17 protein-coding genes are annotated in these 16,632 nt (G+C 38.6%); all 17 read left to right on the top strand.

Annotation, left to right across the window (positions count from 1 at the left end; translation table 11 throughout):
* Nucleotides 1–7 precede the first annotated feature (7 nt).
* On the top strand, nt 8–2,044 hold the full coding sequence (gene flhA, locus EM808_RS00985) for a flagellar biosynthesis protein FlhA (RefSeq protein ID WP_127734556.1): 2,037 nt from the start codon (nt 8–10) through the stop codon (nt 2,042–2,044).
* Nucleotides 2,041–3,213, top strand: coding sequence for a flagellar biosynthesis protein FlhF (flhF, locus tag EM808_RS00980; protein ID WP_127734554.1), 1,173 nt, complete (start codon nt 2,041–2,043; stop codon nt 3,211–3,213). Before flhA ends, flhF begins: the two co-directional genes overlap by 4 nt.
* Before the next feature lies 1 nt (nt 3,214).
* Nucleotides 3,215–4,078 carry a MinD/ParA family protein gene (locus tag EM808_RS00975; RefSeq protein ID WP_127734552.1) on the top strand — a complete coding sequence of 288 codons (864 nt, stop codon included), beginning with the start codon at nt 3,215–3,217 and terminating at the stop codon, nt 4,076–4,078.
* 10 nt (nt 4,079–4,088) lie between these two features.
* The gene (locus EM808_RS00970; protein ID WP_127736629.1) at nt 4,089–5,186 is read left to right on the top strand and encodes a protein-glutamate methylesterase/protein-glutamine glutaminase; all 1,098 of its coding nucleotides are present in this window, start codon (nt 4,089–4,091) and stop codon (nt 5,184–5,186) included.
* A 21-nt stretch (nt 5,187–5,207) separates the two neighbouring features.
* Nucleotides 5,208–7,241 (top strand): chemotaxis protein CheA, encoded by a 2,034-nt coding sequence (locus EM808_RS00965; protein WP_127734550.1) that lies wholly within the window; start codon nt 5,208–5,210, stop codon nt 7,239–7,241.
* Between the two features lie 47 nt (nt 7,242–7,288).
* Entirely contained in the window at nt 7,289–7,759 is a 471-nt protein-coding gene (locus EM808_RS00960) for a chemotaxis protein CheW (protein ID WP_127734548.1), read from the top strand.
* A complete protein-coding gene (locus EM808_RS00955) occupies nt 7,759–8,397 on the top strand; it encodes a chemotaxis protein CheC (RefSeq protein ID WP_127734546.1) in 639 nt (212 codons plus the stop codon). Before EM808_RS00960 ends, EM808_RS00955 begins: the two co-directional genes overlap by 1 nt.
* Nucleotides 8,390–8,887: a chemotaxis protein CheD gene (locus EM808_RS00950; RefSeq protein WP_127734544.1), complete on the top strand. Its 498-nt coding sequence runs from the start codon at nt 8,390–8,392 to the stop codon at nt 8,885–8,887. Before EM808_RS00955 ends, EM808_RS00950 begins: the two co-directional genes overlap by 8 nt.
* Nucleotides 8,888–9,401: 514 nt before the next feature.
* The gene (locus EM808_RS00945; RefSeq protein ID WP_127734543.1) at nt 9,402–10,166 is read left to right on the top strand and encodes a FliA/WhiG family RNA polymerase sigma factor; all 765 of its coding nucleotides are present in this window, start codon (nt 9,402–9,404) and stop codon (nt 10,164–10,166) included.
* 11 nt (nt 10,167–10,177) lie between these two features.
* Nucleotides 10,178–10,486, top strand: a complete 309-nt coding sequence (locus EM808_RS00940; RefSeq protein ID WP_127734541.1) for a hypothetical protein — start codon at nt 10,178–10,180, stop codon at nt 10,484–10,486.
* A 15-nt stretch (nt 10,487–10,501) separates the two neighbouring features.
* Nucleotides 10,502–11,131 (top strand): hypothetical protein, encoded by a 630-nt coding sequence (locus EM808_RS00935; protein WP_127734539.1) that lies wholly within the window; start codon nt 10,502–10,504, stop codon nt 11,129–11,131.
* A gap of 144 nt (nt 11,132–11,275) precedes the next feature.
* Nucleotides 11,276–11,977 carry a 30S ribosomal protein S2 gene (rpsB, locus tag EM808_RS00930; RefSeq protein ID WP_127734537.1) on the top strand — a complete coding sequence of 234 codons (702 nt, stop codon included), beginning with the start codon at nt 11,276–11,278 and terminating at the stop codon, nt 11,975–11,977.
* 229 nt (nt 11,978–12,206) lie between these two features.
* Nucleotides 12,207–13,091, top strand: coding sequence for a translation elongation factor Ts (gene tsf / locus EM808_RS00925; protein WP_127734535.1), 885 nt, complete (start codon nt 12,207–12,209; stop codon nt 13,089–13,091).
* 216 nt (nt 13,092–13,307) lie between these two features.
* Complete coding sequence (pyrH, locus tag EM808_RS00920; protein ID WP_127734533.1) at nt 13,308–14,033, top strand: UMP kinase; 726 nt, start codon at nt 13,308–13,310, stop codon at nt 14,031–14,033.
* Nucleotides 14,033–14,590 (top strand): ribosome recycling factor, encoded by a 558-nt coding sequence (gene frr, locus EM808_RS00915; protein WP_127734531.1) that lies wholly within the window; start codon nt 14,033–14,035, stop codon nt 14,588–14,590. Before pyrH ends, frr begins: the two co-directional genes overlap by 1 nt.
* Nucleotides 14,591–14,994: 404 nt before the next feature.
* Nucleotides 14,995–15,771 carry an isoprenyl transferase gene (locus EM808_RS00910; protein ID WP_127734529.1) on the top strand — a complete coding sequence of 259 codons (777 nt, stop codon included), beginning with the start codon at nt 14,995–14,997 and terminating at the stop codon, nt 15,769–15,771.
* 16 nt (nt 15,772–15,787) lie between these two features.
* Nucleotides 15,788–16,582, top strand: a complete 795-nt coding sequence (locus EM808_RS00905) for a phosphatidate cytidylyltransferase (protein ID WP_127734527.1) — start codon at nt 15,788–15,790, stop codon at nt 16,580–16,582.
* Nucleotides 16,583–16,632 lie beyond the last annotated feature (50 nt).

Here is a 16,632-nt window from a genome sequence, read left to right as displayed (position 1 = left end):
GAAAAATATGTCTGGTAGAGATTTAACAGTCGTATTCAGCGTAATACTAATCATAGCGATGCTCATTATTCCATTCCCTACATGGATGCTAAGTATCTTGATTCTGCTGAATATTTCTTTAGCATTATTAATATTATTATTGACAATGAACATGAGTGAAGCGTTGGAATTTTCCATCTTTCCATCTTTGCTGCTTCTAATGACATTGTTCCGTCTTGGACTGAACGTTTCCACAACAAGATCGATCCTGTCCACTGGTGAAGCTGGCGGGGTTGTTCATACATTTGGAACATTCGTGGTTGGCGGAAATTTAGTTGTTGGATTAGTTGTATTTGCCATTTTGGTTATTATACAGTTTATTGTTATTACAAAAGGGTCTGAGCGTGTGTCAGAAGTGGCAGCCCGTTTTACGCTTGATGCGATGCCAGGGAAACAAATGGCCATTGATGCAGATTTGAACGCTGGACTCATCTCAGAAGCAGATGCGAGAACCCGCAGGGAAAAAGTCAGCAGAGAAGCAGACTTTTATGGCTCAATGGATGGTGCCAGTAAATTTGTTAAAGGGGATGCCATTGCTGGGATTATTATCGTATTTATTAACTTGATATTTGGTATTGTTATCGGGATGACTCAGCTAGACATGTCGATAGCAGATGCAGCTCAAAACTTTTCTCTTATGTCTATTGGGGATGGAATCGTCAGCCAAATACCTGCATTATTAATATCGACTGCTACAGGGATTGTTGTAACAAGGGCAGCTTCAGACGGCAACCTTGGGTCTGATTTAACGAAGCAGCTTCTGTCTTACCCAAAGATGCTATATGTAGCAGGTGGAACGATTTTTGTGCTTGGCTTGATTACACCAATAAATGACCTTTTGACAATTCCGATTGCTGGTTTGCTTGCATTTGGAGGCTATGCCCTTTCAAAGGCACCAAAACAAGATTTGGAAGAAATGCTGGAAATCGAAGAAGATATCCAAACAAACGAACTCAAAAGTCCAGAAAGTGTTGTCAGCCTGCTGAATGTGGACCCGATAGAATTCGAATTTGGTTATGGCTTGATTCCATTGGCAGATGCTAACCAAGGAGGAGATCTTCTTGACAGGGTTGTCATGATCAGAAGACAGTTGGCTATTGAGCTTGGTCTTGTCATTCCAGTAGTTCGCATCAGGGATAATATTCAGCTGCAGCCAAATGAATATCGTTTGAAAATAAAGGGAAATGAAATGGCAAGAGGCGAACTTTTGCTGGATCATTATTTAGCAATGAGCCCAGGAATTGATGATGATTCTATTAAAGGTATCGACACTGTTGAACCATCCTTTGGTCTTCCAGCAAAATGGATAACGGAAACGGTTAAGGAACAGGCAGAAATGTTTGGTTACACTGTAGTCGATCCTCCGTCTGTTGTTTCCACACATATTACGGAGGTCATAAAGTCAAATGCTCATGAGCTTTTAGGACGTCAAGAAACAAAACAGCTTGTTGACCATGTGAAGGAAACCTATCCAATTCTTGTTGAGGAAGTTACACCTAATCCTTTATCAATTGGAGATATTCAGAAGGTTTTGGCTAAACTATTAAAAGAGAATGTGTCTGTTCGCAACTTACCTGTTATCTTTGAGACATTGGCAGATTACGGAAAAATGTCAAGTGATACAGATTTGCTTGCAGAATATGTAAGACAAGCATTAGCTCGTCAAATTACGAATCAGTATACAAGCACGACAGATATATTGAAGGTAATCACATTATCAGGAAAAGTTGAAAAGTTAATTGCAGACAATATCCAGCAGACAGAGCACGGCAATTATTTAGCATTAGATCCAAGTGTGTCCCAAGCAATCCTTGAGGCTGTTGCAGGGCAAGTAGAACAGCAGTCCATAATGGAACAAATGCCAATTATTCTTTGTTCTCCAGCTGTCCGCATGTATGTCCGCCAGTTGACAGAGAGATACTTCCCACAGGTACCGATACTGTCTTATAACGAGTTAGAATCTAATGTGGAAGTTCAAAGTGTTGGGGTGGTGACAATAGAATGAAAATAAAAAAATATATTGCAGCTAGCATGCCAGACGCAATGAAGCAAGTTAGGGCAGAATTAGGTAATAATGCGGTGATTTTACAATCAAAAATCATTTATACCGGCGGTTTCTTAGGAATGTTCAAAAAAAGAAATATTGAAGTGCTTGCAGCAATAGATCCTGATTTGAACACTTCAAGACCACCACAAGAAAAGCCGATGCCCGCGCCAATACCAGCACCAAAGCTATTACCGAAAGTAGAGCGTAATCTTGATCTTGAAGTAATGAAGGAGCTCCAAAAGTCTCCTGTTCCTGCAAGTGAAGAAATCATGAAGCAGCTTGCGCGCATGAATCAACATATCCAAAAAATGTCTGAAAGCGGTAAGTTACAAATGGAGCTGCCAATCCAGCTGCAAACAGTAATAGATAGTTTAGTGCATCAGGACCTTGATGTAGATATTCAGTCAAGACTGACAGCAAAGCTTTTGGAAAGATGGTATTTAGCAGGGGCAAACAGCCCGGTGGAAGAGGTCTACGTCTGGGCTGAGGACTTCCTTTATGAAGAAATGAAGCAATATAATTTTGGGGAGCTTCCGCTTAAGAAGAAATTCATAAACGTAATTGGGCCAACTGGTGTCGGAAAAACAACGACATTAGCTAAAATGGCAGCAGAGTTTATGATGAAGCATAAGAAAAAGATAGGATTTATTACTACAGATACATACCGTATCGCCGCCATTGATCAGCTGAAAACATACGCCACAATTTTAAATGTTCCAATCGAGGTTTGTTATAACTTGGAGGATTTCGATAAAGCAACAAAAAGCCTGGCAGATTGCGATATTATTCTTGTGGATACAGCTGGAAGAAACTTCCGTAACCAACAATATGTTCAAGATTTGAAAGAAGTGGTCGATTATAATAGTGATATGGAAACATTGCTTGTTTTATCACTGACTGCTAAACAAACAGACATGGAAGAAATATATCAGCAATTTTCTTCGATTCATATCGATCAGTTTATATTTACAAAATTAGATGAAACTTCAACATATGGAGCAATGGTCAATCTTGTGGTCAAATATCAAAAGGGTGTGGCTTATGTGACTACAGGACAAAATGTTCCTGACGATATAATGCCTGCAGATCCCCGAAAAATAGCAAAAAGGATGATAGAGGTCGATTAATATGACAGATCAGGCGGCAATGCTGAGAAAAAGATTTGAACAGTTTCATAACCCAAAAAAGCAAAGAACATTAGCCGTTGTTAGCGGAAAGGGAGGAGTTGGGAAATCAAATTTCTCGTTAAATTTCTCTTTATCGCTGAAATTGAAAGGTTATTCTGTTCTTTTAATAGACATGGATATTGGAATGGGTAATGTTGATATATTAATGGGTTCACAGCCATCCTATTCTATTGTCGATTATTTTAGAAATAATGCATCCTTTTCAGACATTATCCATACTGGTGCAGGTGGAATTGACTTTATTGCAGGAGGTTCAGGCCTAACTGATTTTCTTGATATGGGGGAAAATCAGCTTGCAAGATTTTTTCAGGAATTTGAAAGCCATCTTAGCAACTATGACTATATATTATTTGATATGGGGGCAGGTATAAGTACTGATACCCTTCATTTCATCCTTTCTGTCGATGATGTGATTGTGCTAACTACCCCTGAGCCTACTTCTATAACAGATGCCTATGCTGCAATGAAGTTTATTCACCTGCAAAAAGATGATATCCCTTTTTACGTTGTTGTAAATAGAACAATTAGTATCCTTGATGGCAAAGAAACCTACCAGAAATTAAAAAATGTAGTGGGCCGGTTTTTGGAGCGGGATATTATTAATCTTGGTGCGATACCAGACGATCAGAATGTTGCCAAAGCGGTAAGGAAACAAGTTCCATTCATTATTTTTAATGAAAATTCTCAAGCCTCTAAAGCTTTGACAGAAATAGCCGATAGATACTGTAAACAAGAGTTTGCAGATCCTCAAGAAAACAAAAAGCCGTTCATGGCAAAATTGAAGAGGCTGCTGTTTGAAAGGTAGTGGAGTTGTCGTGGGAAAAATAAAAATCTTGATTGTCGACGATTCGGCTTTTATGCGTAAACTTATAACTGATTTTCTTACAGAAGACTCACGCATGTCAGTCGTAGGCACTGCCAGAAATGGACAAGATGCATTAAAAAAAATCAAGGAACTTAAACCCGATGTAGTTACGATGGACGTTGAGATGCCAATTATGGATGGCATTAGTGCATTGGAACGAATTATGAAAGAAAGCCCAGTCCCTGTTATCATGCTTTCGAGCACAACGAAGGTAGGAGCAGAGAATACCATTCAGGCAATGCAAATCGGTGCCATTGATTTTATCGCTAAGCCGTCTGGAGCGATATCTCTTGATTTATATAAGGTAAAGGATGAATTAATTGAAAAAGTAGTTTCAGCAAGTAAGGTAAAGCTGTCTAAACTGTTGATTTCTCCTATGCAGGAAAAAAAACCTATTAGTAACAGAGTTAGTTATAGTAAAATAGAACCAAAAGAAGAAAAAACAGTAAAAATAGTAGATTCAAAATGGAATCCCGCCTCAAGTAAACTTATCGTCTTAGGAACTTCAACAGGCGGACCAAGAGCGTTACAGCATGTCATCACAAAATTGCCTGCAAGCATTAATGCACCGATTTTAATTGTTCAGCATATGCCAGCAGGCTTTACTCAGTCGCTTGCTAACAGGCTTAACTCTCTTTCAGAGATAACAGTTAAGGAAGCGGAAGACGGGGAAACGATACAAAAAGGGATAGCATATATTGCTCCAGGGGGATATCACTTGAGAGTGAAATCCTCAGGGAACACCCTTGTAATTGAACTAGACCAATCGACCCCTGTAAATGGTCATAGACCAAGTGTAGATGTTATGTTTGAGTCGGCAAGTGAATTAAATAACTATGACAAGCTTGCGGTAATAATGACCGGGATGGGTTCAGATGGAACGAATGGCCTTATCAAGCTTGTAAACTCTGGACGAGTCAAGTCCATTGCAGAATCGAAGGAAACGTCCATCGTTTTTGGAATGCCAAAGGCTGCCATCGCGACAAACTATGTAGATGAAGTCCAAAATGTAGAAAATATTGCACAAACAATAATGAAGTATGTATAAACGCCAAGGGGTGTAAAATTTATGGAGATGAGCCAGTATTTAGAAGTTTTTATTGAAGAAAGCAAGGAGCATTTGCAAACATGTAACGAACAATTACTGGAATTAGAAAAGAATCCAGAAAACCTGCAAATTGTAAACGAGATATTCCGTTCTGCTCATACATTAAAAGGTATGTCTGCGACAATGGGATACGAAGATCTTGCGAGCCTTACCCACCAAATGGAGAATGTTCTTGATGCAATTAGAAACGAGAAAATTTCTGTTACACCTGAAGTGTTAGATGTTATCTTCCTTGCAGTAGATGACCTAGAAGCAATGGTAGAATCGATTGCAAGCGGTGGAGATGGAAAAAGAAATGTAGAAGATGTTGTGAAAAAGCTAGTAGCAATTGAAAGCGGAGAAGCATTTGTTGAAACAGCTGCAAATCAAACGGCAACTGCTGTAGCTGAAGTATCACTAACTGGAAGCAGCTATGATGAATTCGAAATCACTGTTATGCAGCAATCAAAAGAACAAGGCTTCAACACATATGAAATTGAGATTTCGTTAAGTCAAAACTGTCTGCTCAAAGCAGCAAGGGTATTTATGATTTTTGAAGCATTGGAATCATTAGGTGAAGTAATTAAATCAAATCCTCCTGTTGAGGAATTGGAAGAAGAAAAGTTCGAGTATTCTTTCTTGGTTACAATTATTTCTAAGGAAGAGCCTAGTACGATTGAAGCAAGAATTATGAAGGTATCTGAAGTAGAAAAAGTAAATGTAAATAGTTTCTCTGCTTCTGAGTTGAGTGTAGAGCAAGTGACGGAAGAAGAAGCTGCTCCACAAGCTCAAGAAAGCTCAGTACCTGTTCAACCTGCTGCAGCACCGAAAAAAGAAGAGGAAAAGCCTGCTGTTGTGGCGAAGCAATCAAGCAAAACAATCAGAGTTAACATTGAACGTCTTGATATATTAATGAATCTGTTTGAGGAGCTAGTCATTGACAGAGGAAGATTAGATCAAATCTCGCAAGACCTTCAGGTTCAAGAGCTCCATGAAACGGTCGAAAGAATGTCAAGAATCACTGGTGACCTTCAAAACATTATTTTAAATATGAGAATGGTACCTGTTGAGACTGTATTTAATCGATTCCCTCGTATGGTCAGACAGCTAGCAAGGGATTTGAACAAAAAAATCAATCTTGAGATTATTGGCGCGGAAACAGAATTGGACCGAACAGTCATTGATGAAATCGGTGATCCTCTTGTCCATCTAATAAGAAATGCTTTAGACCATGGAGTGGAGTCTCCAGAGGTCAGAAGAGCTAATGGTAAAAATGAAGAAGGAACGGTAGTACTAAGGGCTTATCATAGTGGAAACCATGTGTTTATTGAGCTTGAGGACGACGGTGCTGGAATCAACAAAGAAAAAGTACTTCAAAAGGCATTAAGCAAAGGGATAATCACACAAGAAACAGCTAATAGCTTAACTGATTCACAGATTGCAGAATTAATTCTGGCATCAGGCTTCTCAACAGCAGATAAAATTTCTGATATTTCTGGTCGCGGTGTTGGTCTTGATGTTGTAAAAAGCACGATTGAATCACTTGGCGGAACTATAACGATAGAATCACAGGAAGGAAAAGGTTCCTTATTCTCTATCCAGTTGCCATTAACACTTTCTATCATTTCTGTGATGCTTGTGGAAATCCAGCAGGAAAAATATGCGATTCCTTTATCATCTATTATTGAAACGGCAATCGTTAATAAGCAGGACGTGCTTCAAGCACATAACCAAACGGTAATTGATTTCCGTGGCAAAGTAGTTCCACTTCTATTCTTGAAGGATATCTTTGAGGTTCCAGAAACGAAAGAAGAAGAAGAGTTCTATTCGGTTGTTATTGTAAGAAAAGGTGAGAAGCTCGCAGGATTTGTTGTTGATTCCTTTATCGGACAGCAAGAGGTCGTATTGAAATCACTTGGAAACTATTTAGCAAATGCATTTGCAATCTCTGGTGCAACAATATTAGGAGATGGACAAGTAGCCTTAATCGTTGATTGCAACGCTTTGATTAAATAATCGATAAATTTGATGCAAAGATTGTTTGATAGAGAGGAAGGAATGAAATGGTAGAATCGGTTTCAACAGAAGTAAAACTGATTATTTTCGAACTGAAGGGAAAAGAGTATGCGATTCCTGTGAATGATGTAAGATCAATTGAAAAAATCATGCACATTACGAGAATTCCTAACATTGCTCCATTTGTTAAAGGAGTAATAAACCTGCGTGGTGTCGTAACACCAATCATTGATTTACGCAGACGCTTTGATCTGGAGGAATTAGCACATACGGATCAGACACGTATTATTATCATTGCGATCGAGGACATGGAAGTCGGGTTGATTGTTGACGCTGCAAACGATGTTGTTGATGTAGATTCTGGTGATTTTGAGCCTGCTCCAGAAGTGGTTGGCGGCCAGGAAGTTGATTACATCAGTGGTGTTGTGAAGGTAGACAAGCGCTTGCTTATCCTCGTTAACTTAGAAAGAGTGTTTGATCGCGAAGAGTTAAAAAAATATGCTAGAAGTGAACTTTAATGGGCTTCACAGATAAGATTACTTCTCTTCATCTTGACATATTACGGGAGATTGGGAATATTGGGGCTGGCAATGCTGCCACTGCTCTTTCCAAGCTTCTTAATAAAAAGATTGATATGAAAGTCCCTAATGTGGAAATAGTGTCTTTCGATGAGATGATGGATATGGCAGGAGGATCTGACAATATTGCTGCAGGAGTATTTCTGAGGATTGAAGGAGATGCGCCTGGCAGTATGTTCTTTATGCTCCCAATCGAACAAGCAACAAATTTTATCAGGGACATGATAGGGGACGAAACAGCACAATTGTCCGAACCATATGATGAACTATCCTTATCTGCTTTACAGGAGCTAGGCAATATTTTGTCAGGGTCTTATTTGTCCGCATTGTCGGATTTTACCAATCTGTCTCTATATCCATCTGTTCCTGCACTTGCAATTGACATGGTTGGAGCAATTGTAAGCTATGGGTTGATTGAATTATCACAAGTCAGCGACTATGCTATTGTCATCAACACTGCCCTCAATGAAGATGATAAATCACTTTCTGAAACGGTTAAGGGTCATTTTTTCCTGCTCCCAGACCCTGATTCCTTTCACACCCTGTTTGAATCATTGGGAGTGAAGCTCGATGATTGATCAAGCTACTATCGTGAAGGTTGGTATAGCGGATATGAACACAGTCAAAGCACCGGAGTTAATAAGAACTTCCGGGCTTGGATCTTGTGTTGGCATCGTTTTATATGATGAGAGAAGGTCTATTGCAGGTTTAGCTCATATCATGCTTCCTGATTCATCATTAAGCAAGAGTGGACCCGTCAATATTGCTAAATTTGCTGACACAGCCATAACGGAGCTAGTAAACAAGTTAGGAGAACTGGGGGCAAGTAAGTTTTCCTTAAAGGCAAAAATTGCCGGTGGAGCACAAATGTTTCAATTTAGCGGAACTAGTGATGTTATGAGAATTGGTCCACGTAATGTCGAAGCGGTCAAGAAGGCATTAAATACACTCAATATCAAAATTTGGGCAGAAGATGTCGGCGGTAACAGCGGGAGAACAATCGAGTTTAATCCAGCAACACATGAACTGATGATACGTACTGTTAATAAAGGAACACATATTATATAAAGATTTATCTGAAATATCCCATAAGGTGGACAATATAGTAAAGTCAACACTGATGAAGTGCAGGCTTTTTTCAATTAGGAAAAACAGGATTAAAGAACTATAAAAGAATGAAAAAACCATCCTTTTTTTACATATAGTAAATTTGCAACAAAAATAGGTTTAAAGTACTATTCCGCAGAAATTTCGACAGTGGTAAAGTTTAAGAGGCGGAGAGCTGTACAATCATTGAAGATACAGGTTTCCATCTTTTAATTTAGTTGTTTTCCTTTTAAATTAATATAGGATATGCGTCTTATTGGATTGAATAGTGCATTTCTCATATTGGGTAGGAAAGCACTATTTTGTTTTGTAGTTATTAAATAAAACAGATTTTATCTTCTGTACAGGGGAGATAAGCATAAAACCTCTTCTATTTATAGATAAAGAAGGTTTTTAGTATGGATATGGTCGAGAGAGTTCAAAATAAAGAAATAATATAACTAATAAATAGTAATGCTGTTCGAGGAGGATGTTTATGGCAAATGAGACGACATTAGAGGAGAAGAATGCATGGGAGATGTGGAACACAAATAGGGACACAGATGCATGCAATACGTTAATTAAAAAGTATATGCCGCTTGTTAGTTTTCACGTCCAGCGCATCTCTGTAGGTCTTCCTAAAAGCGTCTCAAGAGAAGAGTTGAACAGTTTAGGCATGATTGGACTATATGATGCTCTAGAAAGATTTGATCCGAAGCGTGACTTGAAATTTGACACATATGCGTCTTTTCGCATTAGAGGCAGCATTATTGACGGCTTGAGAAAGGAAGACTGGCTTTCAAGAGGAACTCGAGAAAAGACAAAGAAAATTGAGGCAACAATTGAAAAGCTTGAACAGAAAATGATGAGAAACGTAACAGTTCAAGAAATTGCTGATGACTTGGATTTATCCACAGACGAAGTATACTCAACCATGAATGAGCACTTTTTTGCCAACGTCCTTTCGATTGATGAGCAGCTGAATGAGTCGGACGAAAAGGAAGGCCCAACATTTGCAATTAGAGACGATAAAACGGAAATACCGGAAGAGAAAGTGATGAAAGACGAATTGATACAGGAAATGGCGTCCATGATTGAAACATTGAATGATAAAGAGCAGCTTGTCCTTAGCTTATTTTATAAAGAAGAACTGACACTAACTGAAATTGGCCAAGTGATGAACCTATCTACTTCCCGTATTTCCCAAATCCACTCAAAGGCAATTTATAAACTAAGACATTCTTTAGAGAAGGTAATATAGAGGCTTCGAATATGAGTTTAAAAGCAATCGAAATGCAGGTGGCCTTGCCGAGAACATTTGACGCAGGGAAAATACAGGACCAGCAGGATCAGCGCGGGCAATTGATGAACAATAATGCCCTGCAGGCCACCTTGCAAGAAGAAATAAAAAAAAGAACAACTGTTATTAAAGGAGAAGAAAAAGGGAATATCTCCAGTAATAGACACAAAGATGGAAAGAACCGCTCTGATTCTCAAGGAAAGAGAAAACAGAATAGAGATGAGGAGCTGTTACTTTCTGAACACCCTTATAAAGGAAATAATATTGACTATAGTGGATAGATTGAGGTAAAAACAATGGTGAATTTTCTGCTTGTTTTTAGTATTGCATTAAATATTTTGGCCTTGCTATGCATTGCGTTGCTGTTTATAAGACAAAACAGGCTGGCAGCATTTGAAAGTCGTCAGGAAAAGGCTCTAGAAGAAATGGAAGAAATCGTTTCGAGCTTTATTGCAGAAATAAAAGAGGAAAATGAATTGTTTCTTGATAGAGTTCAAAGGCTTGATGATAATTTAGAGGAAAGCAAAATGGAAGAGCCGCGAAGTACGTTAGAAGTTAGTGAACCGAAACCAATACCGATGATCAATACATATAAAGCAGCGGCCAAATCCTATCAAACCTTTGAGAAATCTGCAGGCAATGATGATGTAGAAGAGCTGCTGGACTTAATCTTGCCGCAAAATCCAGAGGAAAAGGAAAAGGAAAAGGAAAAGGAAAAGGAAAAGGCTGTTCAAGAAGAGGATATTGCAGATGAAGCAATTGTCGAAAAAGAAGAAGAGCCAGAGGAAAAGGAAAAGACTCTGCTTGAGGTAGTGACAGAGCTTGAGGAGCAAGGGAAAACGATTGAAGAAATTGCTAAACAATTGAACAAAGGAAAGACAGAAATAGAATTATTGTTGAAATTTAGACAAAATAATCACGAATAGCTTGATTGTCTATCATACATATGCTATATTAAAAAACGGTGTTAATACACACGCTTTTGGATTTAATCATTGGTGCTGTATTGCTACAGTTTTGATTGAATATGAAAAAAGCGGAGGAAAACAAAACCACTAGGAGGAACAAACATGTCAGTAATCTCAATGAAACAATTGCTTGAAGCTGGTGTACACTTCGGTCACCAGACTCGCCGTTGGAACCCAAAAATGAAAAAATTCATTTTCACGGAGCGTAACGGTATCTACATCATCGACCTTCAAAAAACAGTTAAAAAGGTTGAAGAAGCTTACAACTATGTGAAAGAACTTGCTGGTAACGGCGGAACTGTTCTTTTCGTAGGAACTAAAAAACAAGCACAAGATTCAGTTAAAGAAGAAGCTATCCGTTCTGGTCAATACTATGTTAACCAACGCTGGTTGGGTGGAACTTTAACAAACTTTGAAACAATCCAAAAACGTATTGCTCGTTTGAAAGATATCGAAAGAATGTCTGAAGACGGTACTTTTGAAGTACTTCCTAAAAAAGAAGTAGTTCAATTGAACAAAGAGCTTGAGCGCTTGGAAAAATTCTTGGGCGGAATCAAAGAAATGAAAAAAATGCCAGATGCATTGTTCATTGTAGATCCACGCAAAGAGCGCATTGCAGTTGCTGAAGCGCATAAATTGAATATTCCAATCGTTGGAATTGTTGATACAAACTGTGATCCAGACGAAATTGATGTTGTTATTCCTGCGAACGACGACGCAATCCGTGCTGTGAAACTATTAACTGCAAAAATGGCAGATGCTATTCTTGAAGCTAAACAAGGCGAAGAAGTAACAACTGCTTAAGTCAAAATAACTGTGTCTGCTACAAAAACGAACAGAGCATAGAGATCACACCGTGGTTTTTATCAACCTAGTAGTCTTTTGCTAGACACTCTAGTTTAGGGACTTGTAGAAAAGGTGATAAAGAGCAGCCCTCTTATCACCTTTTTTTAAAGAGAATTGCTTAAAAGCAATAATAAATGGACAAACAATAAGTATACGTACATACGGATATTACAAGGAGGAAACAAACATGGCTGTAACAGCTCAAATGGTTAAAGAACTTCGTGAAAAAACTGGTGCTGGAATGATGGATTGTAAAAAAGCACTAACTGAAACAAACGGTGATATCGAAAAAGCGATCGATTTCCTACGTGAAAAAGGTATCGCTAGCGCTGCTAAAAAAGCAGACCGTATTGCTGCAGAAGGTACTACTTACATCGCTGTAGAAGGTAACGAAGCAGTAATCCTTGAAGTTAACTCAGAAACAGACTTTGTTGCTAAAAACGAAGGTTTCCAAGTACTTGTTAAAGAACTTGCAGCACATCTTCTAAGCAACAAACCTGCTACTGTAGAAGAAGCTACTGCTCAACATATTACAGAAGGAACAACTGTAGAAGCACACATCAATACTGCTATGGCTAAAATTGGTGAAAAACTTTCATTGCGCCGTTTTGAAATCAAATCAAAAACAGATAGCGATGCTTTCGGTGCTTACCTTCACATGGGCGGACGCATTGGTGTTCTAACAGTATTAGAAGGATCTACTGATGACGCTGCTGCAAAAGATATTGCTATGCATATCGCTGCACTTAACCCTAAATACGTTTCTCGTGACCAAGTTTCTCAAGAAGAAGTAGAGCACGAAAGAGAAGTATTAACACAACAAGCACTTAACGAAGGAAAACCTGAAAACATCGTTGCGAAAATGGTTGAAGGCCGTCTTGGCAAATACTTCGAAGACGTTTGTGTTCTTGACCAAACTTTCGTTAAAAATCCTGACCAAAAGGTTCGTCAATTCGTTGAATCTAAAGGTGCAACTCTACGTGAATTCGTTCGCTACGAAGTAGGAGAAGGAATCGAAAAACGTGAAGATAACTTTGCTGAAGAAGTTATGAACCAAGTAAACAAAAAATAATATTGTCGACTTCAATATAGGAACACATCTGTGTTCCTTATAACATGAATCATTCATGAAATGGTTATTTGATTGAATGCGCTCTTAATCAAAACCTCTGCAAGCATTAATGCTCTGCAGCATGGAATGGCTTTTGAGAGTGTTTCGACAAGTTTAAGAAGGGGAGCACATTGTGTTCCCTATTTTTAAAGACATTTAATACATACGGAGGTTTCCATGAGTAATCCAAAATATAAACGTGTTGTTCTAAAATTGAGTGGGGAAGCATTAGCTGGAGAAGCAGGCTTTGGTATTAATCCTACAGTTATCAAAGATGTAGCAGAGCAAGTAAAAGAAATTGCTGAACTAGGTGTGGAAGCAGCAGTAGTTGTTGGCGGCGGTAATATCTGGAGAGGTAAAATCGGTGAGGAAATGGGCATGGACAGAGCAAATGCTGATTATATGGGCATGCTTGCCACTATCATGAACTCTTTAGCCCTGCAGGACAGTTTAGAACAAATGGGCATTGAAACACGTGTGCAGACATCAATTGATATGAGACAAATAGCTGAACCATACATCAGAAGACGTGCCATTCGTCATCTTGAGAAAAAACGTGTCGTGATCTTTGCGGCAGGTACAGGAAATCCATACTTCTCAACTGATACTACTGCTGCTTTAAGAGCTGCAGAAATCGAAGCAGAAGTTATCTTGATGGCGAAAAACAATGTAGATGGTGTTTACTCAGCAGATCCAAGAGTAGACAAAGAGGCAACAAAGTATGATGAGCTGACATATTTTGATGTGATTAAGGATGGACTTGCTGTAATGGATTCAACCGCATCATCCCTATGTATGGACAATGATATTCCACTGATCGTATTTTCTATCACGGATGAAGGAAATATTAAAAGAGCAGTTATGGGTGAAAAAATAGGAACATTAGTAAGGGGGAAAAAATAATGCCGAAACAAGTTATTTCAAGTACAAAGGAAAGAATGGATAAAGCAATTCAAAGCTATTCTCGTGAGCTTGCAAGTATCCGTGCAGGAAGAGCTAATGCTGCCCTTCTTGACAGAATTTCTGTAGATTATTATGGTGCTCCGACACCAGTAAATCAAGTGGCTGGAATCAGCGTGCCTGAAGCAAGACTTCTTGTTATTCAACCATATGATAAATCCATTTTAGGTGATATTGAAAAAGCTATCTTGAAGTCTGATATTGGTTTAAATCCAACGAATGACGGTAACATCATTCGCTTGACAATCCCAATGCTGACAGAAGAACGCCGTAAAGAGCTTGTGAAAAACGTCAAAAAAGAATCTGAAGATGCAAAAATTGCTATCCGCAACATCCGCAGAGACGGAAATGATGACTTGAAGAAGCTTGAAAAGAATGGTGACATAACGGAAGATGCACTTCGCGGCTTCAGTGATGACATTCAAAAGTTAACAGATGAATATATCAGTAAAGTTGATGCATTGACTAAAGAAAAAGAAAAAGAAATTTTAGAGGTATAATTGTTGACTGCTGTTGCAAAAAACATAATTGCCGATACGAAGATGACTGACCTTTACCATCAATGCCTTGCTGGTTAATGCTTAAGGCTAGGTGCTGCCATCAGCCATGCCAACAGGACATTTAATAGTTAATATAAATGGTCTGGAACAGGAGATGGGATCAAAAGTAAAGTCTGAAACCCTCTATTATTAGGGGGTTTTTTCGCATTATTATCGGCTATTTTTATTTTTGGTTGCTTATGAAGACTAGTTTCCTTTAAGATATAAAGGGAACATGTAAGCCTGCCCTCACTTTTGCTTGCATTTACAGGTAATTTTGAAGTTTATTTAGTTAATTATATAAGAACAGAATGTAATGAAGGATATAGATGATGTGAGAGGATCTACTTTGGAGGAACAATAGTATGTTTAACAAATTAAGGTTATGGAAAACGGGGACCACTACTAAAACTCTCCAAGACCAAATAAGCAATGTGAAGCAGCAGAAAATTCCAGAGCATGTCGCCATTATTATGGATGGTAATGGGAGATGGGCAAAGAAAAGAAAGCTGCCAAGAATAGCTGGCCATCATGAAGGAATGAAATGTGTAAAACGTATTACAAAGATGGCCGATGAATTGGGAATAAAAGTTTTGACCCTATATGCCTTTTCTACTGAGAATTGGAAACGGCCAAAAACGGAAGTTGATTATATAATGTCACTGCCAGAACAATTCTTAAGCACCTTCTTGCCAGAGCTAATGGAGAAGAATGTTCGTGTAACGGCAATTGGCTATACAGAAAAGCTTCCGGAACATACCTTAAAAGCTTTGGATAATGCGGTGGAAAAAACAAAAAATAATACTGGCTTGAATTTGAATTTTGCTTTGAATTATGGAAGCAGATCAGAAATTCTGCAAGCAGTTAACAACATCGTTAAAGATAGCCAAACCGGAGAGCTTGATGCAAATGGAATTACAGAGGAAGTTTTTTCATCTTACTTGATGACTGGCGGATTAAATGATCCAGACTTGCTCATTCGCACAAGCGGTGAAATCCGGATAAGCAATTTTATGTTGTGGCAGCTTGCCTATACAGAGCTTTGGTTTACAGATGTTCTCTGGCCAGATTTTAAAGAAGAGCATTTAATCGAAGCAATCGAAGTATTCCAAAATCGCCAGCGGCGTTTTGGAGGAGTCTAATAAGGGTTGTGAATGTATGAAACAGAGAATTATAACAGGAGTACTTGCAGCAGCTGTGTTTATCCTGTTTATCCTGCTTGGTGATATGCCTTTAGTGCTGTTCACATTTTTAATTGGCGCCATCGCTTTATATGAGCTGCTGAAAATGAGAAAACTGCACTTATGGTCATTTAGCGGTGTGCTTTCCTTGCTAGTAACATGGATATTTATTCTTCCAGATGAGTACATCGGTTTTCTCGCTGACTGGAACTTGTCCAAAACAGAAATCGGATTGCTTGCAATCCTCCTTTATTTAACCTACATGGTCGCATCTAAAAACAAGTTTACATTTGACGACGTCGGCTTTTCTGTCCTTTCCGTACTCTATATAGGCGTGGGCTTCCATTTCTTTGTACAGATAAGCAATAATGATCTGACAATGCTTGTATACTCCTTATTTATTATTTGGGCTACAGATTCAGGGGCCTACTTCATTGGACGAGCATTCGGCAAAAGAAAGTTATGGCCGGAAATCAGTCCAAATAAAACAGTTGAAGGTTTTGTTGGGGGCATTGTATGTGCTGTAGTAGTTGCGGTTCTATTTTATGTGTTCGGCTACATAGAATGGTCTATAATACCTTTAATCACAATTATTTTGTCTATTTTTGGACAAATTGGTGATTTGGCAGAGTCTGCATTAAAACGCCATTACGGTGTAAAAGATTCCGGGAGAATATTGCCTGGACACGGTGGTATTTTAGACCGTTTCGACAGTTTATTATTTGTATGGCCATTGCTGTATTTTATTTTAGACATGCTAGGTAAGCTATAATCGAATAATCTTGGAAGACTGCTTTTATTTAACAATGTATACAAATAACA

Origin of the sequence: Niallia taxi (assembly GCF_004005475.1) — a bacterium.
GTDB classification, from domain to species: domain Bacteria; phylum Bacillota; class Bacilli; order Bacillales; family Cytobacillaceae; genus Niallia; species Niallia taxi.
Note: the sequence above shows the minus strand (reverse complement) of the source record. Positions and strands in the feature narration are given on the sequence as shown.